This is a genomic window from Methanobacterium bryantii (assembly GCF_002287175.1).
Lineage (GTDB): Archaea > Methanobacteriota > Methanobacteria > Methanobacteriales > Methanobacteriaceae > Methanobacterium_D > Methanobacterium_D bryantii.
Window position 1 is genome coordinate 222,750 of record NZ_LMVM01000001.1, and the last position, 23,093, is coordinate 245,842.

Below are 23,093 nucleotides of genomic sequence, written 5' to 3' on the forward strand. Positions count from 1 at the left end.
TTTATAACTGAACAGTATTCCTAATCACAATAGCTGAAATAAAAAATGTAGATAACATTTATTCAGGGATATAATCCTCTCTAACAGGTGAAAATATTTCAACAGCGACTGAATCTTCAATTGTCTCTGCACCGTGCACTGCATCCCCTGGAATTGCCCAGCTGTCCCCAGGTTTTATATCATGCCTTTCGCCGTTGATAATCAGTATTATGTGGCCTGATACTAGATAACCAGTCTGCTCTTCAGGGTGGCTGTGTGCAGGCAGTATTTTTCCTTTTTCTAATTTAAATTCAGTTAAAAGTGTATTATCTCCATAAACAAGTGTTTTTCGTTTTATGCCGTCAAAAACATTTATATAACCGTCTTTTCCTGTTTTTCCAACTTTGTATGTTGACATGTTTGTTCCTCGTGTGTTATAAATTTCTGGATATTTTAAAGATTTTCAAGATTAATTAACGCATTTTTTGCTGCCTTTTTAATTTCAGGGTGATCATTCTTTTCTAATTTACAAAGTGCATCCACAACATCCTGCCTGTTGATACTTATCTGGCCTAAAGTTCTTGCAGATTCCCAGATAATTGCAGCGTCATAATCTTTTTCTAAAATATTTAGCAGTGGTGGCAGCGCTTCAAAGCTATGTTTGAATCCACTTAAAGACCTGATTATTTTCCACAAAGTAATTTCATTATTTGAATCAAGGCCATTAATCAGTACAGGCAGTGCACTTTTATCGCAGGTCTTAGCTGCTATCCCACCCAAAGCATCAACTGCCTGTTGTGAGATATAATCATCCTGTTTTTCCATTACTTCAATTAGATATGGTGTAGCTGGTTTTCCAATTTTGACAATTGTCCTTGCGGCCATATCGCGTGCCAGTGGAAAACTTTTCTTTTTAAAATATTTCTCGGGTAGTTCTTTTTCCTGATTATTTCCAATCTGGCCCAGCAATTTGATTAATGGGGGAACTGCTGTTTTTCCCATTTTGCCCAACGCTTCAGACATGGTAATTCGTGAATAAAGCGCTTTTTCTTTCTTTAAAGAGTCACATAATGGCAATATTCCTTTTTCATCTCTTCTATTTCCTAATATTGTTGCAGCAATTGTTCTTTCTTGAGGGTTGTCGTTATTTAACATTTCAATTAAATGTTCTGCCTCAAATTCAACATATGCTCCAAGCTCTTCCGATGAAATCTGACCTCTTTTTCTTTGGGCCTGTTTCATTTTATCTTCAGTTGCCATTGTAATCATTATTATTTGGTGGTATCTATAAAATTTATTTTAGATTTGCACCTGCTTACAGCACATGGAATACGTGCTGCTTCATAGAGTTATGTTTGCATGTAGTAAAATTTGAGAATTTCAAACTGCAGAATCTGATGAGACATTTAAAATAGCAAGTTTAATTTATTAATTATTTTAACTGCTTCCATTCTTTCCTGAGTAATGCGTAAATATGTTCGCTCCAATACCTGTTGTTCCAGTATCCATATTCTCTAAGAGTTCCTTCTTTCCTGAAACCAAGTTTTTCAAGTACATTAACGGATCGTGATGCTTCTGGGACAACATATGCTTCAATACGGTTTAAAAGCGTTTCTTTAAATCCAAATCTGATCACTTCTTTCAAGGCTTCAGTAGCGTATCCTTTTCCCCAGTATCCTTGACCTAATTCGTATCCAATTTCTCCCCTAGAGCTTCTTTTAATCCATGTGTTAAAACCACAGGTCCCAATAAGGGCATTATCTTCTTTTCGGATTATACCCCATCTAATACCTTCCTTATTTTTAAACAGGTTGTTTAAAAAGTTAATCATATAGGTGGCCTGTTCAATATTTACAAAAGAGTTCATATTCATATATTTTGTAACTTCATCATCTGACCAGAATTTGAATAATGTTTCTGCATCTTTGCTGGTCATTTTTCGTAAAATTAATCTTTTTGTAGATAATTTTGGAAATCCGGGTCTTATTCTCACGTTTTTCATCCCTCAACTTTTATAAAATTAATCAATTTTAAAATTAATCTGTGTATATTTATTGATTTTAACCTATAGAAATTTATTGATGGAACTTAAGCTAGTTAAATCTTACTATTTTTATTATATTCTAATATTTTGGATATACGATCTGATTTAACATTTCTATTCCATGATTTTTACAACAATATCGGCTATTACATGGCCGAGTTTAACATGTTCCCCGACATCCAGATGAATTCCATCTAAGTCGCTTGCTACAACCACTTCTGAAGAGTCTAAGAAATGAACATTATGTTCTTCAGCTACCTGCTTGTAATATTGGCCTAATAGACGTGATTTAGTTTTTCCACTTTCAAATTCCTCAGCAAAATTGGATAGTTCTGTAATTATCGGTGGAGCAACTAATAACAATTCTGGTGCATTTTCATGGGGACCTGCTTCACTTTTAAGGATTAAATCCACCAGAACACGGATACTGCGGGCAATTTCTGTAACGGAAAGAGAAAAGCGCGTCTTAAGGTCATTGGTGCCTAAAAATAATATTACAAGATCAACGGGTCTGTGGGATGCAAGACATGGTATAAGGTACTTCATTCCATTCTTATAGCCCCCATGTAGTGGGTCGTCCCATAATGTTGTTCTACCATTCAGTCCTTCTTCAATTACAAAATAATTACTGCTTAAATCGTTCCTTAAAACTCCGGGCCACCGTTTGTCTCTTGCAATACGCTTGCCAGTTGCAGGATCATAGCCCCATGTAAGTGAATCACCATAACAAAGAATAGTTTTCATAAATAGTCCTCTGTTGTTTTTATAGTTATAATGCATATAATAGTTCATTTTTATAAATTCAAATATTAATATGGAAATTACAGTGATAACATATGTTTTATATATTTTCCAGCATTTCTGGTGGCATTTTGCCCTTCTTCAATACATGATGAAAAAATTTGAAAACTGTGAAACATGTCTTTCCAGAGTTCAAAAGTCACTTCAACATTAGAATCAACTGCTTTTTCATAAAATTTTATAATATCGTCCAATAACAGTTCATGGCTGCCAACCTGAATCATTAATGGAGGTAATCCATGTAAATCTGCATAAATTGGTGAAGCTAAAGGTTGAGTTAGGCTGTTACCTTTTAAATAGATTCTTCTTGATTTTTCAAGCCTTTCTTGTGTAATCCAGTCTTTTCCTTTATTTGTTACCATGGAATGACCTTCAAATAGCATATCAACTAAGGGTGACATGCATACTGCGGCTCTTGGAAGCTCAACTTCATTATCTCGTAGAGATAAAAGCGTAGATAATGCTAAAGTTCCACCAGCAGATATCCCTGCAATAATAATTTGGGAGGCTTCTATTCCATTCTTTAAGAGCCATAAATATGACATTAAGCAGTCTTCTACAGCATCAGGAAATTTATGTTCTGGTGCAAGCCTGTAATCAATGCTAAAAACACAGAAACCTGATTCACGAGATAGTTTCCCGCACAAGTCAAGGTGATCCTTTGTAGAGCCTGCTGTAAAGCTGCCTCCATGGAAAAACAGTATTATGTGGTCATCTTGAGCATTTTCAGCACAGATTTTAAATCCAGGGATATCGCTGACGTTTTGAATTTTCACATTAAGCTCATGTTTAGAACTGAACTTAAGGTATAACTGTTCAAAATCTTTTCTTAACTGAAATATGTTCCCTTGACTTAAAGAAATGCTTTTATTGATAACATTCAGTACTTCTTCAGCTTGCTTATTATTCATGATAGTCCCTTTTTATGATAAATGTTTTATTATCCTTACTAAATTTTAAATTTAATATAATTAATTTGGATTTAATTTAAAAAATACTTTTTCAGTTACTTCACTATCCTATGGGTAACTATTTAAAAAATTATATAAAATCGATATATCAAATCATTAGTATCAAAAAATGATATATCAAATTTTGATATTTAACCGGGAATAAAGGAGTTAATTTCATGGAAGAACATATGCAAATCTTTAAAAGTTTGTCTAAATATGAAAGAAAACTTATTAAAGGTTTAATGAGGAGTTTCAGCAATATCATGATTTTATGGCTTATTAACAAAAAGAGGATGCATGGATATGAGATAATGACTGCACTTAGTAATTCTAACCCTTATGAGAATAAAATGCCAAGTAGCAGTAAAATTTACCCTGTACTGCATGATTTAGAAAGTAACGGACTAATAAAAGGATCTTGGGAACATCAGGGAAAAAGAAAAGTGAAGTATTATGTGATGACTGATGAAGGTAGAAATTTCATTTTAAGTTTTAAAAAACTTTCTGAACATGTTAAAAAGGATCATGCTAATATCTGGACAGAATTTCAAGAATATATGGGTTCTGTTTAACAGATAGTCAAAAATTAAAATTGGCGAAATGTATTTTCAATTTCACTTATGAATCATAATTTAGGTAAATGCTATCAAATAATTTTAAAGATACTTTCCATATGCTCTCATTACTTTTTTATTAAGGTAAGTGGATATATAAGATCATGATAAAGGGCAAGGAAGCCTACCTCAAAAGGCTCACAGCGAACATCAATATGAAATCAGTTGATGTAGGAAAGGAACTCGATGGAACTACACCTCCTTCAGTATTCATTGGCAGTTGGAACTATCCCAAAGTCTATGCTGGCCCAATGATTGCTCCAATACAGGGTGATATATCAATTATGGACAGTCCAGAATCATGGATACCCAACCAGACAACTCAGGAAGAGATTATAGGCTACAGGTTGAATTTAGTACGTGGTAAACAAACTGTAGGAATACAGGACTTCAATAATTCTTTTGTTGAGAAATTACAGGAGATTTCCCTTGCATCCACTTCAATTGAAAGCGAGGCTGAATTTGGAAGCCGCCCAAAGGGTCTTTCATTCAGCGATGAAACAGCGCCCCACGGCCCAAGTGCTTTAATTGAAAAATTTGATATAGATGCAGTTAAATGGGACCGCCAGCTGGAAAAAGTGTACTATGACACTGATTTTAAGGCAGCTGCAGCCACAGTTGACCTCCACAGCAAAGGGGTTCCCTTTTCAAGTATCCAGAAGGCATTTTCTGTGGGAACAATGGGGGTTGAAAAAAACAGGAAATTAGTCCCTACACGGTGGTCAATTACAGCCTGTGATACAATTATAGCAGATAATTTGCTTCGAGAAGTCCGGCATTATGATATACTGGATACTTACAGAGTATATGAATTCAGCAGCCTCAACAATTATTATGCTGTGTTGTTACTCCCAATGGAATGGCAGTATGAATGGATTGAAGCGTTCATGCATGTTATGGGCCGTGAAGAGCTGATATTTGCAGACCATGAGTTAAACGGTGGTAAAAAAGAATATTCATGTGTAGGTGGATGCTATTATACTTGTAAGATGGCAGTCCTTGAAGCCCTTGCCCGTGAGAAGAAACAAGCTGGTGCAATAGTGCTGAGGGAAGCTTACAATGGATATGTACCTCTTGGAGTTTTCAACGTCAGGGAAAATGTGAGAAGTGCAATGGGTGAAATCCCAAGGGAATTTGAAGACATGAAAACAGCTCTTGCATATATTGAAACTAAATTAAAGCTCCCTATGGAAAAATTTAAACAAACAAGTACCCTGCTGCAGGACCTCATGAGATCTAGGCAGATGACGTTAGATAACTTTTTCAGGTAATTTTAATTTAATTGATAGGTCCCACCAATTTCAAGGGGCACAAATTCGATATCTGACTTTTTTTAAATATTTTTTTGATTTGGAATTTGATGGTGAGTTTAAATAATGTAATCTATAGGAAGGGTGTCTCTATAGGCCCTAGTTCTGTAAAATAGTTTTAAATCCTTAAAATAATATAAAAAAAGAAATAATTAGAATTCAGCAAAAGTGCTGAATATATTTCAATTTACTGGTAGTTTAAGGGATATTTTCCTGTTTTGAACTTGAAAGTATAAGCTGCCGCTAAATTGTTGTTAAAATTGTCTTTTATTGCTGTTTTTGGAATGTAAATTTGGTACCATGTGTATGAGTATCTTTTTGAGCTCATTTTGATGTAAAGTGTATTTCCTTTGATTGCTTTGCTGATTACGGCAGTTTTCCCTGTTTTCATGTTTTTAACATAGATTTTTGACCAGTATGTGCTTGCTTTTATGTTCTCGTTGAATTTAATTGAGATAGTGGCTGTTCTTGAAAATCCTGCTGCATTGTTTTTTGGATTTGTTGAACTCACTTTAGGAGGAACTTTATCTATTATTTTAACTGATTTGAATAATTGTTGAGCATCCAGTACAACTGAAACGTTAGCAGTGCCTCCAGTTGCGCTCTTTAATGTAGATTGTGCTATTCCTGCAGTAGTATAAGCTTTTGTGTTTATGGTTCCAAGAGTAGTGGTAAAAGTTACGGGTATTCCATTTGGTAAGTATGATTCTGTATGAAGCATTCCATAATTATCATACCTTAAGTCTGCAGTTATCATGGAGTTTGTATTAATTGGCACGGAACTTGAATTAACATTTAATTTGAGTACCAACCATTTAGCGACGGTAAAACCGTTCATTAAGGGGTATTTATTATTTCCCCACCAGTTAAGTTCTGCATCTACTGTTCCACCGCTATTGTAGATAGTATTTCTACTATTTACAGAATTTACATTTCCATTCTCTATGATATATGCATATTCAACAATCTGGTTGAAGTGAGCAGTCAAATTACCTTTATTGTAAATATCACTACCCCTGTCAGCAAGGTTATTTGTGAATGCACTGTTAGTAACTGTTAAATTGCAGGCATTGTAGATAGCACCACCATATGCAAAACCACCATAATTCGCCCTATTACCTGTGAAAACACTACTAATTACATTTAAAGTACCTTCATTACGGATAGCACCGCCATAGTACTTTGCAGTATTGCCTGTGAAAATACAGCCAGCAATGCTTAGATGGCCTGTATTATAAATAGCACCAGCATTTCCAATGTTATCCTTGAAAATACAATTCTTTACAGTTACGGTACCTCCATTATTTGAAATGGAGCCTGCTGATCCAGTGTAATTTTTATTTACAATTGTTAAATTTTGAATTATAACATTTAAACTGCTTTGAATTTTGAATATTGGCGCGTTATTGGTTCCATTTATAATGGTACTGCTTTTACTCTGCCCTTTTATGGTCATGTCTTTGTTAATTATGATGTTGCATTCTCTGTAAACTCCATTTGCTATATTTACAGTTCCGCCGTTGGCTATGGTCCGTGTAGCATTTACTATTGTTCGTTTTGCAGTTGCCCATGAAAGTCCATCGTTTGCATCGTTTCCGTGTGAACCGTTCACGTAAATGACTGATGAACTGGCAGAAACTGCATTAACTGCTGATAATGTTATGAAAGTTAAGCTAAATAAAAAAACTAATATTATAAACTTGCTCGTGTATTTATGCCTTATTTTCCCATTAATTTTATCTATCCCCTTTTGTGTCTTAGAAAATAATTAGCAAATTATTACTAAATGGAGATATTAACATTAAATTGTTATTTAAAATTTACTATTTAATTTAATTGTTTTAAGTGGGATGATAGTGATCAAATGTTTTAAAGCAATGTTAAAAATCATTTTATCAATATTTTGGTTTTACAGGGACATAGAAATCAATTTCAGATTCAGGATTATCTAGTCCAAAGAACCGGTCTTTATCATATGCTAATGCCATGTATGGATGAGCTTCCTGGTAATCTGAGTTTGGGAGCCATTTATTCCAGATGTACTCCCCTCCTTGAGACATTTTTTCTCCTTTAAATGTGAAGACAGCATACTTTGTCATTGGGAATGTTTTACAAAACATTTCAAGGGGCATTTCTTCTATTTTCCTTACTTCAATTCCAACATAAACGTAAAATTTCCCAGTTTCTTTATAGTCTTCAGGTTGAAGATGAACTTCATAGGCCCGGTCGTTAACCATTTTTTTTGGGAGTATATCTCCATACTTCTCACATAACTTATAGAAACGATTCCAGAGCAATCCTATTTCATTTTCTACACTCCATTCTTCATTAGAATGAAATGGATCACCATAATAAACGCACCCCATTAATTTAAGTATTTTTGAATCGATAATTTCTATTTTTAAAGGTTTTAAAGATTTATTTGAGGCCATATTGATACTTCCGGAAAAAATATTTAATAATATCTTTAGGATGACCTCCTATTAATTATTGATGTCTCGGCTGACTGTTTAATGCACCCATTCTGGCCACAGAAAAGAAAGCCACTTGGGAATTTCTGGTTCTTTAACCCGATCAAATGGGGGCATATATGGCTTCAAATCTATAATTGGAGTTCCATCAACCGCATCAAGGTTTGCTACCCTAATAATACCTTTTTCTTCATCAATATCCAGTATTTTACATGTAGTTACTGCTATGGGGTTTGGTCGATACTCTGCACGGGTTGCAAAAACTCCTGTAAGCGTATTCATTGAATAGGGGGGATACATTTGCAGCATATTTCTATTTTCTATTTTATCAGCTAACCAAAGTACCATCACGTGGCTGAAATTATCTAGTTCTTTTAATCCAGGGATATATTTGCCATCAATTTCCAAAAATGCATCTATACCCTCTCTTTTTGCATATCCTATTGGTGAAATTGTATATGAATTTGCTATTGTTATCTCTGGATTCTCTGCTATATTGGCATTTTCAGCAGGATTCTCGCAGTCTTCTAAATCTATGACAGGGAATATAACTTCGGTTAGAAGTTCATTTTCTGGAACTTCCTCTGGGTTGTTGAGATAAGCTTCCCTTGGGGCTCCAATCATTTCATATTTCCCTTCCATGATGTGTTGCATTATTTCAGCATAAACAGGGCCTATTTCTTGGTATGGACCTTTAAATATGGTGGAGATGGATTTGTGCTTTGGCATTATTTTTATTTTCACCTTTGCATCTCCATCTGTATTTCCTTTGAATGGTATTCCCACTTCATATTCCATTTTTTCAGGGGAAACTTCCATAGGGCTTGTATAGTAGACTACAAACGGTGGCTGTGTAATTTGAAGCCCTTTTTGCATTATCCATCCTGTTAGTTCACTTATTAACTCCCCCATTTCTTCTACTGGCCCTACATGTGAAATGCTGGCTACTTGATTTTCTTCTACGGTTTTTAATTCAATTTTCATTTTGAATTCTCCTTTAAATCTACAGTTGTGAATTGAATTTTCTTATATTAAAAGTTTACTATAATATGGAATATTACTCCACAATTTTGTGAACTTTAGTGGGGGGAATGGGTAAAATACAAAAGTTAATTTAAAGAAAAGATTTTTATCTAACTTCTAAAAAAAACTAGCATATGGATAAAAAAAGTAATTTAAACCCTTCACAAGAATTTCTTTTAAATTCATCTGATGAAATTGTTTCTATTTTAAAAACAATTGCTCATCCCAATAGATTTAAAATTCTTATCCTGCTTTTAGAAGGGCATTTAACCTTCCAGACACTGCTTGAAGAAACTGATTTGAAAAAATCTGCATTAGCTAACCATTTGAATGACTTAAAAGATAAATTTCTTGTGGAAAAAGTTCAGCATGGGACTTATATAATTACTGAAGATGGAAAAAATTATGTTAAATCAATTGAAACCACTTACAAAGAAAATATGGCCATGAAAAGAAAAGTTAAAGAAAGAAAGCAAAGAATGGAGCTTGCAAAATCATTTTTGGAAAGAAATAAAGATTGATATTATTTAATGTTATTGAAATTAACTATTTTTTTAAGTTAAGTTTATGGGATGATTTAAGTGGAACTACATTTTAAAAAACCTTCAAAAGAAACTAGAAACGCGATGTGTGAAACTGCGATGACGATTGATTATGCATCAAACAGGGGATTTGATGAAATCAAACTTGCACAGGATAAAATAAGCGAAATAACAGGACATAATCATGTAAAAACTGTAAATAGTGGAAATTCTGCAATTCTGGCAGCTATGAATTCATTTAAAGATAAAATATTGATTCCAGATCAGGGTGGATGGACTGGATTTAGAAACATGGCTGAGTTTAGGGGTATTGAAGTTGTCGAAGTACCTACCGACATTGGAATTATCAGCCCTGAAACTCTTGAAGAAACCATTAATAAACACAAACCTGAAGCTCTTTTTATAACAAGTTTTGCAGGGTATATTGCAGAACAGCCTGTAAAAGAGCTGTTTGAAATATGTGATGATAAAGGAGTAATGCTGGTTGAAGATGCTTCTGGAGGAGTAGGAGATAAAGAAAAAAAATTGGGGAACGGCGAACATGCACATGTAATTGTGGCTTCGACAGGCTCTCCTAAAATAGTAAACGTTGGAAACGGAGGATTTATCTCAACAAACTACAATGAACTCTTTAAAGAATCTAAAGTCCTTTTGAAAACATTAAAAGCAAGTCCTGTAACTTGTGCAGGAATATCTGCAGAAATTAAAAATGCTTCACAGATACTGTCAAAGACAACTGAAGCATGTGATATTCTTAAAAAAGAATTTGAATCTGCACTTCACCCTGATAAAAGAGGGATAAGCGTTGCTTTAAAGACAGATGATCCTAAAAAAACAGGGTATTTACTCAGACAAAAATTAAAAGCTGATGGAAGGGGTATAATAACTATCTGTCCTAGATATGAACGAGTGATGATGGATGCTGTATGTATTGAGGTTAAGAATCTTGATATGCAGTCTCTGGAAAATGGTAGTTTAAAAGAAGTAGTTCAATTTGTTAAAGGAATAATTGGTTAGGTTATTTCTAAGAATTTAATGTTTTAAAGGAATTGGATATAATCACAGCTTAAGTTTTTAGTATAATAGATTTAAGAAATTGTTCCAAGTTAAAAGTGTAATTGATTGAGTTAATTAAAATTCAAGTTAATATTTGAAAAGGAAATTGATGGAGCATAAAATTGTAGTTTAAGTTTCCAGTATCAGCAGTGTGGTTTTTTCAATCATCAAATTGGATATTCCTCCCGCAGTTTTTATTTCCCCTTCTGAAATATTGTAAATGCCTTTTAAAAGTGTTTTATCTGGATTTAAGATGTTATCATCTCTTTTATCCAGTACAGTTTCCAGTTCTTCCATAATATTTTTGCTACAGTCTACAACTACTGCACAGATATTCATTTTACCTTCTTTTAGCCCTAAAATTGAAAGTGCTTTGGATATTTGCCTTTGAGCAGATGCACGCACGCATATTTCAAGTCCAAGGTCTTTTGCAATGTTTTCATTCCTCTCAAATGCTTTAATTGCATGAACTGCTGCATGGAGGATATGCTCACGGCCGGCGATTCCATCAGCATTTAAAAGCTGAACAGTACAGTTTTTGCTTATTTTGTTAATATTACTCATTAATTTTCCGAAATCTTCGATATTTGAACTGAAACCAGCTATCTGGATATTGTATTCCATAGTGTACTCCTCAAAGATAATTTTAAACTTGTTATAGCTTTAATACGTGCTATTTATTCTATTAATCCATTTTATTATTTTGTATTGTAAAAATATGGGCTGTTTGACAGCCAACTATTAGTTAAGACAGCAGGTCTTTTAAATTTTTTTGTTGATGCTTATTTGGATTGGGGGTGGTGTTCAATGTAAATTTCAATATAGTCAAATAGCCCTATTAAAACCACAGCAAGTGTTCCAACCACATACCAGTGGTAATCTTTTGGTTCCTGATTTTCTAATGATTTTATTTCATTTCCCATTTCATTGACCACTTTTACAGCAGTTTTTAGACGTGAATTTATTTCGTTAACTTTTTCTTCACTGGCTTCAAACTCTAGATCTTGAAGTCTGTTGTCTAAAAATTCAGATATCCTTGTCAGTGATTCTCCTATTTTCTCTAGATTTCCTTCTTTTATAACCTGGGGATCTGTAACCCCTTTAATAAAAAGACCGCTGTAAGAGTCCTTAAAATCTTTAATAATTTCTAAAAATGATTCTTCAATATTAACTTGATATGATTCATTTTCGGTTTCCATATCATTTAATATATAAAAACTATTATTTAATTTTCTAAATATATAGATCATCTGGTAAAATTAAGCCTCATCACTGCTAATTAAAATATTTAAAAACTAAGTTAAAGACTTGATTATTTATACATACTTAAATGGAAAATATGGCCGATAAAAAGATTTTATTTAGTATTTGTGTGTATAATGCAGGTGTTGTGTTTATTTAATTAAGTTAAAGTATATTTTTTATTTTTTAAAGAGAATAAACACTGCCTGTAATTTAAGAAATGTTTATTAAGGTTCAATTTACTTTTAAAGCAATGGGGGATAATTTCTTGAGGAAAGGTAAGAAAGATGCAGTTAGTAATGAGAAAAAATTAGCAGCAGATCTTGAAAAAAAATTATCTCCAGCTAGAACAGTATTTAGAATTATTCTGGGGACTTTTGGTTTGTTACTATGGATTTTAATAGGTGTTAACCCCACAATTTTCTTTTCATCGACTATACAACAGTTTATGGGAGTTACATCATTTTTTTATAGAAATCCCATTGTTTTTTTAATGGTGGCATTGATCAATATCTTTTTAGGGATAATGGTTTATTTCATTGGAATTATCTGGTGGTCTGGATTTCACATTATATTGTCCATAAGATGGTTTTATGGTTATGCGAAATATCGCAATGTAAAGAGAGCTCCAAATTAGGTTGTTATAACCATAAAAAGAATCTAAATTAAAAAAAAAGTATTTTAAAAGAGAAAAACCTGTTTTAGAGGTCCCCTTCTTTTATTTTTTTGATATCTTTTTTATCGCTCAATATTTTATTAATTCCGCTTAAATAAGCCTCTACACTTGCATTTATGATATCTGGTTGTGTACTTCTTGCAGTCACAATCTGGTCTTCATGTTTGAGCTTGACAATTACATCAATCAGTGCGTCGGTACCTCCAGTTATAGCATCTACGTGGTACTGCTCAAGTTCTATATCTGCAAAATCAGCTATGCTCTTTTTAACCGCAACTATGGCTGCGTCTACTGGACCTATACCTATTCCAGCTTCAAGAACTTCATTGTTGTTAATATTAAGTCTTACTGATGCAGTTGGAGTAATTTTATTTCCTGAAACTATGGTAAGCTCTTCCAGCTCGACCACTTTTTCAGCCACTATTCCAAGTACATCTTCTGCTATCGCCTGTAAATCTACATCTGTAACGCATTTGCCTTTATCTCCAAGGGCTTTTACCCTTGTAAATATCTGGTTGAGTTTTTCATCATCTACACGCAGCCCCATTTCTTCAAGCCGTTTTTTAAGCAGGCCTGACCCTATATGTTTGCCCATCACAAATCTGCGCTTGTGTCCCACAAGTTCGGGGGTTATAGGTTCGTATGTTTCGGCTTTTTTAATTACACCGTCTGCATGTATTCCTGACTCGTGGGCAAATGCATTTTCCCCTACAATGGCTTTATTTGGTTGTAATGGCACATTGGTTAACCTTGAGGCCATTTTAGAGATTTCGTATAACATTCCTATTTTTATATTTGTCTTTACGCCGTAAAGTGAGTATAGTGAAACTACTAACTCTTCTAAAGAAGCATTTCCTGCCCTTTCGCCTATTCCATTTACTGTGACATGGGCTTGACTTGCGCCAGCTCTTAAACCTGAAAGTGAATTTGCAACTGCAAGTCCAAAGTCGTTATGGCAGTGAACACTTAAAGGTGCATCCAGTTTTGATAAATGCCCATAAAATTCGTAGGCTTTTTCAGGAGTGAGCATTCCAACGGTATCGCATGCACATATCCTTTTTGCACCAGCATCTATCCCTTCTTTGAATACCTGTGTGAGGTAATCAATGTCACTTCTTGTTGAGTCCTCTGCAGAAAGCTCTACCAGCAGCCCGTGGTCGACAGCATACTGCGTGCTTTCGATTGCAAGGTCTTTAACTGTTTCCCTTGTTTTTTTTAATTTATATTTTATATGAAGATCAGATGTTGGAATAACCAGATGAACACTATCCACGTCGCATTCCAATGCGGCGTCTACATCAACTTTAACAGCCCTTGCAAAACTGCATATTTCAGTAGAAAGCCCTTCACTGGTAATTTTTTTAATTCCTTCCCTTTCACCAATTGATGTAATGGCAGATCCTGCCTCAATAACATCTACACCAAGTTCGTCAAGTTTTAGGGCCATTCGCAGCTTCTCATCAGGAGTTAAAGAAACTCCAGGGGTCTGTTCGCCGTCTCTAAGTGTTGTATCTAATATTCTAGCGTTCAAAGGAATTCCTCTTTTTATTTTAACTTTATAAACTTTATTTTTTTGTAAGTACAGAGATAACTCTGGTTAAACTTTTATGCATTCTTATCTTGTATTGTTCTATTATTTTAAATTTAGTATGACTCACAAGTTCATGGATGTCCAGGTAGTGGGGAGTTGCCATACAGATATATCCGTCTTCTTTTAATAGTCCCTGCATGGATGCAAGGGATTCTTCATAAATCTTTTTACTGTCTATACCTGCTGTTGAAGCTGAAATACCATAGGGAGGATCAGTTACAATAGCATCGACTTTTTCCTCAAGTGTAATATACCTTGCATCTCCCTGAAAAATAGTATAATCCTTAATGTTGCAGTATTCAAGATTTTTTTTAGTTCCTTCAACCATTTTCTCGTCTATATCAGTTCCAATTACTCTAGCCCCTACTATTCCTGCTTCTATTAAAATACCACCTGTTCCACAGAATGGGTCTAGAACTGTGCTTCCTTTTTTGGCCCGTGCTAGATTAACCATTCCCCTTGCAAGTTTGGGGCTCATGGATCCTGGATAGAAGAATGGTCTTTTATGAGGTTTTAAGTCATTGTAGTGTTTTTTACTTCTTTTAATCAGTTGTTCACTGACTAAAACATTCGAAAGCTTTGCTTTCGATGTTTGCGGAGCACAGCTTCGCAACCGCGAAAATTTGATATTTTCGCATGTGCCGAATGTTTTATGTTCGGGGGCTGAGTTATCAAGTACGATTGTTCTTAAAAAAGTATCGGGATTCTCAAGATTTACTATGGCTTCATCTCCCAACTCTTTTTTAATAATACCTCCAAGCTCGATTTCCATGGCTTGGGAGTTAAAATCAGGGTCAATACCTACTCTTTTAACCCTTACTGCATAATCTTGACTAATAATATCTTTCCAGGGGTATTTTTGGATATCATCGTTTAAATGAGGAATACTGGTTTTAAACAGTAATTTACATATCTCATGGGTATAGGCAACTTTTTTACCTATTACCTCAATAACTGCAGAGTCTTCATCTGCAATTTCAATGATTAAAATTCCGTTTTGATGATATTTTATATTAAAGGAGACATTTTCAGTCTCTAAACTCGCTGTTACTTCTGCTTTTGGTAAAGTTTCGTTTTCACCGGATAAAATGAAGATTATTTCCATAGATTAGACACCTTTAAGAGTTGAGTGGTATTTATTTTTTTATATTTCATAGATTAACTGATAGTTGGGGTTTTCACCTTTAATAAATTACTTGATTACGATTCAAATTAAACAAAATAATTTTTCATTTGAACTAACTATTTTCAAAATAAGTAATGAAAAGTATGTTAATTTTATAAACCAAATATTTTACGTGACAGCAGTTTAGGAAGAACTGAGAAAATTACTCCGTTTTTTATTAATTTTATCATGAGCGGTGATTGGGAATCCAGATCTCCATATTCAGAAACTATTTTTCCTACTTCTTTTTCTTTAAGTTTTAAAATTACAGAGTCAAGATTTTCATCATCCAGGGATTTATAGGTATCCTGTACTTTGAGCTGCATTTTAAGTTCTGTATTATACATTTTTTTATATCTTTTTTGATATTTCTTTAAAATATCAATGTTTTGAGAACTAATTGCTTCATATACGACTTCTGAAGCGATTTTTGCGCAATTAAACCCTATTATAAGTCCGCCGCTTGTAGTTGGTTTAACCTGGGAAGCTGCGTCCCCTATAAGTATGGCCCTGTTTTTTACTATGTCTTTTTTAGGGTCATATATGGGAATTTTACCGTGATATTTTTTCAAAATTTTTGCATTTCTTAAAGTTTCATTGTTTTTTAAAAAATCATTTAAAATCTCACTTAAATCATTATAATCAAAATCACCAAATAGACCTACCCTTGCAGTGTATTCTGAAATTGGAATAACCCATAAAAACCCAGGGGATATTTTTGAATTAACATATACCTGAAAATAATCTTCTTTAAATGCATTTTCTCCAGCGTCGATTAAATACTGGCTTGCATGTACATATTTGGATGCGTTGTTAAAAGTTTCAGATACTATAGATGCATGGCCGTCAGCACCTACAATGATTTCAGCAGATATTTTTTTATCTTTGAAGTATATCTCTCCAGTTTCTATGTCTATTTTTTCTGCTCGATGGTTTAAAAAAAGTTCTACTCCTTTATCTACTGCTAATTGTGCTAGATATTTGTCATATGCAACTCTATCTAAAACATAGGCTAAAGGCTCTTCTTTTTTACGCATAGAAATCATAGTACTGGATGGGGAATGTAAACATGCCCCATATATTTCATTAAGTATAACTTCATCAGGTAGAACATTCACATCTTTTATTTTGTTACCTAGAAGTCCAGCACACTGCAGAGGTACTCCTATTTCTTTTTTTTTCTCGAATATTGCTACTTTAAGCCCTTTTTCTGCCGCGTATCTTGCAAATGTTGAGCCTACCGGTCCGGCTCCGACTATAGCCACATCATAATTTTTCATGTTATCTTATCCGTTTAACAATGCTATTTCATCTCATTCAATGTAAAACCACGAAAACATGTTTTCGGGGACTGTAAAAAACAGGAAATACCTGTGATATATGTTAAATTAGTATTAGAAGAGTACATTTGAAGTTTGTAACTACAACTATTTAAGATTTTAATTAATATTTCTTAAATTTTTTGTCATACCTGTCCATTACAGAATCTTTAATCTTTTTGGGGCCAGATGGTTTTTCAACTATGTAGTCTCCTTCAATCATCTGGTTTATTCTATCTTCTACTTTTTTAGGATCTGGAATATCATTGAGTATTATTCTGGTATTTTCATGACCTCCATATACAGATATATCTCCACTGGTGGTCAGGCGTTCTATTAATCCCTGCGAAACGTTAACGTCTTGAATTTTATCATAATGCATATATGATTTGTTTTTACGGATTATCCCTTTTTCCAGGATAACTCTGTAATTTGTAAGGGTATAGGTTGTGTATTCCCATGAAAGTATGTCCCATATGATCCAGAGAATCAAAATAAGCATTAAAAAGAACATGATTATGGTGGTAGCTTCTACAAGTGGAACCTGGATATATTTTATGATATAATTTTGTATTCTTGCAACTACAGATACTACGGGCTCAAAAATAAATATAATTACAAGTAATGCAATGAATTTAATTACAGCTGATTTTAAATACATAAAAAAGCGAGGCTTGGTCTCAAATAAAATTCTTTCTCCTGAACGAATATCTTTTGTGTGTCTCATAAAATCACCACTTTCCACTACTTTAATGGATAAACTAAATTTAATTATGATCCTTTCTGTGTTTTATCTATGCATAATTTAGAATTAGTAATCTAAATATTTTATGTAAGACAAACTAACCACGATGATCACAGAAAGAATTAGGCTTGATGAAACTAACATTTTACTTAAGACAGATTTAATAAATCATAAACTTTCTAATTTTATTTTAAGACAGCGTATGGAGCTTATAAATTATACTAGGGATAATAAAGAGTTTTTAATATCTTTTGAACCAGTAAATGCGGAAGATGCTCCTTTTATAGCAAAAGTAATGGTAAAAGCAGGTAAAATTGCAGAAGTAGGCCCGATGGCGGCTGTTGCAGGGACAATATCAGAACTCTCAATGAATTTCTTAATAAAAAACGGTGCAAAATATGCAATTGTAGAAAACGGTGGAGATATAGCCATTAAAACTAATAAAGACGTGGTAATGGGCCTTTATGCCGGAACTTCATCACTTTCGGGACAGATTGGTTTTAAAATAAAATACGGGAAAACTCCAATGGGAATATGCACCTCTTCTGGAACTGTTGGGCATTCTATAAGTTTGGGAAGGGCAGATTCTGTAACTGTATTTGCAGACCATGCCAGCATTGCCGACGCGCTTGCTACAAGCATTGCAAATGAAGCTAAAGGTGATTTAGAACAAGATGCTGTGCAGAACTGCCTGGCAAGAGCTGAAGATTTTAAACCTTATTTTAGGGGTGTTATGATCGTGGTCGGTGAATCTGCCGGAACAGTTGGAAAAATCCCTAAATTGATTAAAACTGATAAAAAAGTTGTTTTAGGAGATCTTTTTGATATTTATTAAAAAATAAAAAGAAGTTGAAAAAAATATATTTCTAATATTTTTTCAAATTGGATTTAGTTCCTCTTAATTCGAGCTATATCTCCTATTGTAGCTCCTCTTCTGGCTCGTGGGCCTAAATCTTCCTGTTTTCCATCGTCAGTTTTTTCAATGAGTGTTACGTCCAGTATTTTTTCTAATTTTTTTGCAAGTTTAATATCTGGAACCATCTTTCCAGATTCAACCCTGTTAACCACAGAGGCTTTTTCATATACTTTCTCAGCCAGTACTTCACGGGTCCATCCTTTTCTTTCCCTGCCTTTTCGTATAATATCTTTGAAATCTTCGATAACTTCTTCTGAAGGCTCCCTGAATTTAGGACTTCTTCTTACTGGCCTTGGTTTCCTTGCTTTTGGTGGTTCTCTCTGTACTTTTCCGAATTTAGAACATTCATTACATGTAACCATAATTGAGCTTTCAATTTTTGTTTTCACTGGTTCTCCAACTATTTTCTTTCCACATATCTCGCATCTCATGCTGATCACTTTGTATTTTCATGTAAGTGTAATATATAATATTGATAATGCAATAAAACGAACAGTTGTTCTTGTTTAAGTATTTATACTTTTCTTATTCTTCTTTATAATATTTATGTCTGTTTTATACATCTTAAATTATGTTTTATAAAAAATATATGATTTTGTAAATTTTGAAAACATAATTTTTTAATTTTCAGTGGCCTCGAAAAACTTTAATTTGCATTGGCTTTTAAAAAAAACGTTAAATTATACTTTTCTATTATATTGTGTACCCTCAATATTTAAATATTATTAAAACAAAAATATGACTGAATTAATTAATAAATATTTTCAATTTAATAAAAATTTCAGGAGTGAATAAGGATCATGGAAGACATGTCCCGAAATATAATGAAAAAAACTGAAGATCTTAAGAAGGAAATTAAACTCCTAAAGGAGGAGAATACTAAAACTAAAAGGAATTTAATGTGGAAAGTTAGAAAGCTTGAAAAAGACAAAGTTTTAGTTGAAAATGAAAAGATGAGGCTCGACAGAGAAGTAAAATCTCTAAGAGGCGAAATTGAAAGGTTTAGGTCCCCTCCTCTTGTAGTGGCTACTATAACTGAAGTTTTAGAAGATGGAAAACTTGTAGTAAAAAGCAGCACAGGACCTCATTTCGTTATAAATTATTCACGTTTATTAGATAAGAAATCATTAGAACCCGGCTCAAGGGTTGCTTTAAATCAGCAAACATTTAGTATTGTAAATGTACTGCCATCTGAGAAAGATCCTTTAATCAGCGGTATGGAAGTAGAAGAAAAGCCAGAAGTAAGTTATGAGCAAATTGGTGGACTTGAAGAACAAGTCGTTGAAATTAAGGAAACAGTAGAATTACCACTTAAAAAACCAGAATTATTTGCAAATATTGGAATTGAACCTCCAAAAGGAGTACTTTTATACGGTCCTCCAGGAACAGGTAAGACCCTTCTTGCAAAAGCAGTTGCAAATGAGACCAATGCAACATTCATAAAAATTGTTGCATCTGAATTTGTAAAAAAATACATTGGTGAAGGTGCAAGATTAGTCAGAGGTGTATTCGAACTTGCAAAAGAGAAAGCACCAAGTATTATCTTCATTGATGAAATAGATGCAATTGCAGCTAAGAGGCTCAAAAGTTCAACAAGTGGTGACAGAGAAGTTCAAAGGACACTCATGCAGCTACTTGCAGAAATGGATGGATTCGAAGCAAGAGGAGATGTTGGAATCGTTGCAGCGACCAACAGGCCGGATATATTAGACCCTGCACTTTTACGTCCTGGAAGATTTGACAGGTTCATAGAAGTTCCAATTCCAAATGAAGACGGTAGAATGGAGATCTTGAAAATCCACACCAGAAATATGTCCTTAGAAGAAGAAGTGGATATAAGACTTGTTGCATCATTAACTGAAGGTGCTTCTGGTGCCGACCTTAAAGCTATCTGTACAGAAGCAGGTATGTTCGCAATAAGGGAAGAAAGATCCAGCGTTACAATGAACGATTTCATGGATGCAATTGATAAAATTGTAGGTCTTGAGAAAGAAGAAGAAGTTAGAAGAGAAGCAGGTGTAATGTACGGTTAACACTCAAACACAGGGTGTTTGGTGCATCACAATCTTTGATTGTGATAGCACTCGAAAATTCGTAGAATTTTCGGTGTTTACGGAGCACAGCTCCGTAACCGTAAAAACCGAAGCTTACAAAACCTACGGTTTTGTGCGTTCAAAATTCTACGAATTTTGAAAGGTTTTTACATGCCCCAAACACTTCGTGTTTGAGGGTTTTTCAATTCTTTTTTATTTTTGAGTGTCCACAAACTATTTATCTTATAATTTAAAATCTAATTTTAAGCCAGTGATGAACCCTATGAGCTCTGATACGTGATGAATGATGGGCGATCTGAGGCTTATTATTACTATTATTAAATTCGACTTTTAATTCAATTTTTTTTAATTTAATTCAGTATTCTACAGGTTTGAACTAGTATTCTAATTGAATTTAAATTAATTAAGCAGTGAATTTACAATGTTTTGTAGAATTTCAATAAAATTATTTATTTTAGATTACATATATTAATAATACTTTTTATATGGAATATATTATTGATAATTGCGGAAGTTAAATCTTGCAAAATAAAATAAATTTAGAAACTCCTATTGGAATTAAATGGATATTATTAACAGCTGCAATTTTTATTCTTCTTTTAATTCCTTTTGTCTTATTTGGAGATTCTTTAGATAACTGGACTAATAGTTTTTTTCAATCTGAACCTTCTAAACTAATTACAAGCTTAGTTATTGGATTTTTATTATCTATGGATATTATAGCTCCAGTTCCATCTAGTATATTAAGTACGGCAGGCGGATATTTTCTTGGATTTATAGGTGGAACTCTTATTTCTTTAGTGGGCATGACAATCAGCTGTTTAATAGGATACTGGATTGGAGCTAAATTCGGACGTCCCGCAGCTCTTCGATTCGTAGATACAAAAGAAATTTCTGGATTTGAATCTCTTCAAAAGAAGTATGGGGATTGGATAATTATTGTTTCACGTTCAGTCCCGATACTTGCTGAAACTTCAGTTCTATTTGCAGGAATTGGCCGTATGAAAATCAGCCGTTTTATTTCTATGATTACAATATCCAATTTGAGTATATCCATGGTTTATGCAGCTGTTGGTGCTTATTCTGCCCATATTAATTCATTTTTACTTGCTTTTGCAGCTGCTATAATATTCCCTGGTGTTATGATTGTCATTTTGAAAAATAAAAAGATACTTAATTCTGATTAAGGTCATTGTTTATTTTACAATATTAATAATTTATTAATCATGCAAAACAAATAATAATAGTAGATTATCTCAGTTGATGTGTTTAAATGTCTTATCTTATCTGCGAGAAATGTGGTGGCTATTACAAGCTTAAAGAAGGAGAAAAGCCGGATGAATTTGAGGCATGTGAGTGCGGAGGTTCCTTGAGATTTGTCCAAAATTTTAATGCACATTTCGACGAAGAATTAGATCCTATAAATGAATTTAATATTTGTCCTGACTGTGGAATTGAGAATTCTGCAGGTGAGAAATACTGTAAATCTTGTGGTAAAATGATAAAAGATACCAAAAATGAAGAAAATAGCTCTGCTGATGCTAATAAAAATGTGCTAAAATTTACATCTAATAAATGGATATTGAGGGTGCTGGCAATTATTGTAGGCGTTTTAATTGTAGTGATCCCTACTTTCATATTTGTAGATTCGAATTATGCTTTATTATTGCTTTTAATTGGAGGAATAGTTGCATCTTTAATTGCTGGAGGAAAAAGTGAAGATGGAGCTATAAATGGAATTATAGTTGGTGTAATAGCTGCACTCTTAATTTTAAGTTTTAGAGGTAATTTTTTATTTATTGATGATATCCTCTTTAATATAGAAATATTCATTTTTGAAATGAGCGGTGCCATATTAATCCTTACCCTTTTTGGCCTTATTGGAGGAGTAATAGGTACTTCAATACGTGAATTCTTAATTAAAGCTGAAAAATAAGATTAGTGCTTAACTAAAAAATTTTAATTTGAAGGAACTGATTTGTGTGAATAATAACCTTTAAGTACAGGTAATATATTAAACATCTTTTTTATTTCTTCAAATTCTTTATATTCCTCGCTTATAACAACAATATGTGCTGGCGGGTGTATTTTTTTAATATGCATTATGCTTTTTGTTGTGTCGTCTAAAACTTTTATGAGAGTTGCTATTTCACATTTTGATCTTAAATTCTGCTTAAGAATCCCTTTAGCCAGTTTGTCTGCAATTTGAGGTTCAATTATCTTTGGTTTTCCTGATATTTTTAAATTAGCATGCCTTTCAATGTCTGCAATGGCATTCAATAGTTTTCCTTGACTGTTTGCACGTATTAAAATTAGAGTCATTTTTTCACCGGTATAATTTTTTGATATGATTAATCAAATAGAACTTGATTTTTAAAAAATTATTTCTATGGATATACATTTCTATGGATATATGAGTATTGTAGATGATTTCTAATTAAATATTCTTTATTTTTTAAAAATATAAAATTAGTATTAAAGATTCAATTAATGGTATAAGGGTTATTATATCTAAAATTACTGTATTTAAATTTATCTTATGTAACTGTATAATTAATGGGACTGTATAAAAGGTAAAATATTTCTTTTCTA

Annotated in this window: 25 protein-coding genes; 9 read left to right on the top strand and 16 right to left on the bottom strand. The window is 33.3% G+C overall.

What is annotated here, in order from left to right; all coding sequences use genetic code 11:
* Nucleotides 1–58: 58 nt before the first annotated feature.
* The 5 genes from ASJ80_RS01035 to ASJ80_RS01055 form a co-directional block, all read right to left on the bottom strand.
* On the bottom strand, nt 59–397 hold the full coding sequence (locus ASJ80_RS01035; RefSeq protein ID WP_069583447.1) for a cupin domain-containing protein: 339 nt from the start codon (nt 395–397) through the stop codon (nt 59–61).
* A 35-nt stretch (nt 398–432) separates the two neighbouring features.
* Nucleotides 433–1,239 carry a HEAT repeat domain-containing protein gene (locus ASJ80_RS01040; RefSeq protein WP_069583448.1) on the bottom strand — a complete coding sequence of 269 codons (807 nt, stop codon included), beginning with the start codon at nt 1,237–1,239 and terminating at the stop codon, nt 433–435.
* A gap of 172 nt (nt 1,240–1,411) precedes the next feature.
* A complete protein-coding gene (locus ASJ80_RS01045) occupies nt 1,412–1,972 on the bottom strand; it encodes a GNAT family N-acetyltransferase (RefSeq protein WP_176720226.1) in 561 nt (186 codons plus the stop codon).
* 165 nt (nt 1,973–2,137) lie between these two features.
* A complete protein-coding gene (locus ASJ80_RS01050) occupies nt 2,138–2,767 on the bottom strand; it encodes an SGNH/GDSL hydrolase family protein (protein WP_069583450.1) in 630 nt (209 codons plus the stop codon).
* Nucleotides 2,768–2,844: 77 nt separating this feature from the next.
* Nucleotides 2,845–3,735, bottom strand: a complete 891-nt coding sequence (locus ASJ80_RS01055; protein ID WP_069583451.1) for an alpha/beta hydrolase — start codon at nt 3,733–3,735, stop codon at nt 2,845–2,847.
* 218 nt (nt 3,736–3,953) lie between these two features.
* Between ASJ80_RS01055 and ASJ80_RS01060 the strand changes: the two genes are divergently transcribed.
* Entirely contained in the window at nt 3,954–4,349 is a 396-nt protein-coding gene (locus ASJ80_RS01060) for a PadR family transcriptional regulator (RefSeq protein WP_083240927.1), read from the top strand.
* 146 nt (nt 4,350–4,495) lie between these two features.
* On the top strand, nt 4,496–5,662 hold the full coding sequence (locus tag ASJ80_RS01065) for an Nre family DNA repair protein (RefSeq protein ID WP_176720227.1): 1,167 nt from the start codon (nt 4,496–4,498) through the stop codon (nt 5,660–5,662).
* Between the two features lie 226 nt (nt 5,663–5,888).
* Here the strand turns inward: ASJ80_RS01065 and ASJ80_RS01070 are convergent, their stop codons facing one another.
* The 3 genes from ASJ80_RS01070 to ASJ80_RS17275 form a co-directional block, all read right to left on the bottom strand.
* The gene (locus ASJ80_RS01070; RefSeq protein ID WP_069583452.1) at nt 5,889–7,313 is read right to left on the bottom strand and encodes an Ig-like domain-containing protein; all 1,425 of its coding nucleotides are present in this window, start codon (nt 7,311–7,313) and stop codon (nt 5,889–5,891) included.
* A 283-nt stretch (nt 7,314–7,596) separates the two neighbouring features.
* On the bottom strand, nt 7,597–8,133 hold the full coding sequence (locus ASJ80_RS01075) for a GyrI-like domain-containing protein (RefSeq protein ID WP_069583453.1): 537 nt from the start codon (nt 8,131–8,133) through the stop codon (nt 7,597–7,599).
* Nucleotides 8,134–8,211: 78 nt separating this feature from the next.
* A complete protein-coding gene (locus tag ASJ80_RS17275; RefSeq protein WP_218105048.1) occupies nt 8,212–9,156 on the bottom strand; it encodes a TrmO family methyltransferase domain-containing protein in 945 nt (314 codons plus the stop codon).
* A gap of 173 nt (nt 9,157–9,329) precedes the next feature.
* On the opposite strand from ASJ80_RS17275, the gene ASJ80_RS01085 reads away from it, so the two are divergent.
* Nucleotides 9,330–9,716 (top strand): ArsR/SmtB family transcription factor, encoded by a 387-nt coding sequence (locus tag ASJ80_RS01085; protein ID WP_069583454.1) that lies wholly within the window; start codon nt 9,330–9,332, stop codon nt 9,714–9,716.
* 60 nt (nt 9,717–9,776) lie between these two features.
* Nucleotides 9,777–10,754 carry a DegT/DnrJ/EryC1/StrS family aminotransferase gene (locus ASJ80_RS01090; RefSeq protein ID WP_069583455.1) on the top strand — a complete coding sequence of 326 codons (978 nt, stop codon included), beginning with the start codon at nt 9,777–9,779 and terminating at the stop codon, nt 10,752–10,754.
* Nucleotides 10,755–10,922: 168 nt separating this feature from the next.
* On the opposite strand, the gene cgi121 is transcribed toward ASJ80_RS01090, so the two are convergent.
* Together cgi121 and ASJ80_RS01100 are read right to left on the bottom strand one after the other, a co-directional pair.
* Nucleotides 10,923–11,417, bottom strand: a complete 495-nt coding sequence (gene cgi121 / locus ASJ80_RS01095; RefSeq protein WP_069583456.1) for a KEOPS complex subunit Cgi121 — start codon at nt 11,415–11,417, stop codon at nt 10,923–10,925.
* A gap of 158 nt (nt 11,418–11,575) precedes the next feature.
* Nucleotides 11,576–11,992: a hypothetical protein gene (locus tag ASJ80_RS01100; RefSeq protein WP_141705174.1), complete on the bottom strand. Its 417-nt coding sequence runs from the start codon at nt 11,990–11,992 to the stop codon at nt 11,576–11,578.
* A 311-nt stretch (nt 11,993–12,303) separates the two neighbouring features.
* On the opposite strand from ASJ80_RS01100, the gene ASJ80_RS01105 reads away from it, so the two are divergent.
* Complete coding sequence (locus ASJ80_RS01105) at nt 12,304–12,672, top strand: hypothetical protein (RefSeq protein WP_069583624.1); 369 nt, start codon at nt 12,304–12,306, stop codon at nt 12,670–12,672.
* A gap of 64 nt (nt 12,673–12,736) precedes the next feature.
* Here the strand turns inward: ASJ80_RS01105 and ASJ80_RS01110 are convergent, their stop codons facing one another.
* From ASJ80_RS01110 to ASJ80_RS01125, 4 genes are all read right to left on the bottom strand, one after another.
* Entirely contained in the window at nt 12,737–14,242 is a 1,506-nt protein-coding gene (locus tag ASJ80_RS01110) for a (R)-citramalate synthase (RefSeq protein WP_069583458.1), read from the bottom strand.
* Nucleotides 14,243–14,276: 34 nt separating this feature from the next.
* Nucleotides 14,277–15,407 (bottom strand): DNA methyltransferase, encoded by a 1,131-nt coding sequence (locus ASJ80_RS01115; protein ID WP_069583459.1) that lies wholly within the window; start codon nt 15,405–15,407, stop codon nt 14,277–14,279.
* Between the two features lie 173 nt (nt 15,408–15,580).
* Nucleotides 15,581–16,747 carry a geranylgeranyl reductase family protein gene (locus tag ASJ80_RS01120; protein WP_069583460.1) on the bottom strand — a complete coding sequence of 389 codons (1,167 nt, stop codon included), beginning with the start codon at nt 16,745–16,747 and terminating at the stop codon, nt 15,581–15,583.
* 163 nt (nt 16,748–16,910) lie between these two features.
* Nucleotides 16,911–17,513 carry a PH domain-containing protein gene (locus ASJ80_RS01125; RefSeq protein WP_069583461.1) on the bottom strand — a complete coding sequence of 201 codons (603 nt, stop codon included), beginning with the start codon at nt 17,511–17,513 and terminating at the stop codon, nt 16,911–16,913.
* A gap of 124 nt (nt 17,514–17,637) precedes the next feature.
* On the opposite strand from ASJ80_RS01125, the gene ASJ80_RS01130 reads away from it, so the two are divergent.
* The gene (locus tag ASJ80_RS01130) at nt 17,638–18,366 is read left to right on the top strand and encodes a UPF0280 family protein (protein WP_069583462.1); all 729 of its coding nucleotides are present in this window, start codon (nt 17,638–17,640) and stop codon (nt 18,364–18,366) included.
* A gap of 53 nt (nt 18,367–18,419) precedes the next feature.
* Here the strand turns inward: ASJ80_RS01130 and ASJ80_RS01135 are convergent, their stop codons facing one another.
* Nucleotides 18,420–18,878, bottom strand: coding sequence for a multiprotein bridging factor aMBF1 (locus tag ASJ80_RS01135; RefSeq protein WP_069583463.1), 459 nt, complete (start codon nt 18,876–18,878; stop codon nt 18,420–18,422).
* Between the two features lie 369 nt (nt 18,879–19,247).
* Here ASJ80_RS01135 and ASJ80_RS01140 point away from each other — a divergent pair, with 369 nt between their 5' ends.
* The 3 genes from ASJ80_RS01140 (at nt 19,248) to ASJ80_RS01150 (ending at nt 22,437) form a co-directional block, all read left to right on the top strand.
* Nucleotides 19,248–20,480, top strand: a complete 1,233-nt coding sequence (locus ASJ80_RS01140; protein WP_069583464.1) for a proteasome-activating nucleotidase — start codon at nt 19,248–19,250, stop codon at nt 20,478–20,480.
* 542 nt (nt 20,481–21,022) lie between these two features.
* Entirely contained in the window at nt 21,023–21,688 is a 666-nt protein-coding gene (locus tag ASJ80_RS01145; RefSeq protein WP_069583465.1) for a TVP38/TMEM64 family protein, read from the top strand.
* An 86-nt stretch (nt 21,689–21,774) separates the two neighbouring features.
* On the top strand, nt 21,775–22,437 hold the full coding sequence (locus tag ASJ80_RS01150) for a DUF5518 domain-containing protein (RefSeq protein ID WP_069583466.1): 663 nt from the start codon (nt 21,775–21,777) through the stop codon (nt 22,435–22,437).
* Nucleotides 22,438–22,460: 23 nt separating this feature from the next.
* Here ASJ80_RS01150 and ASJ80_RS01155 read toward each other — a convergent pair whose 3' ends face one another.
* Complete coding sequence (locus ASJ80_RS01155) at nt 22,461–22,823, bottom strand: DUF356 domain-containing protein (protein WP_069583467.1); 363 nt, start codon at nt 22,821–22,823, stop codon at nt 22,461–22,463.
* Nucleotides 22,824–23,093: the final 270 nt, after the last annotated feature.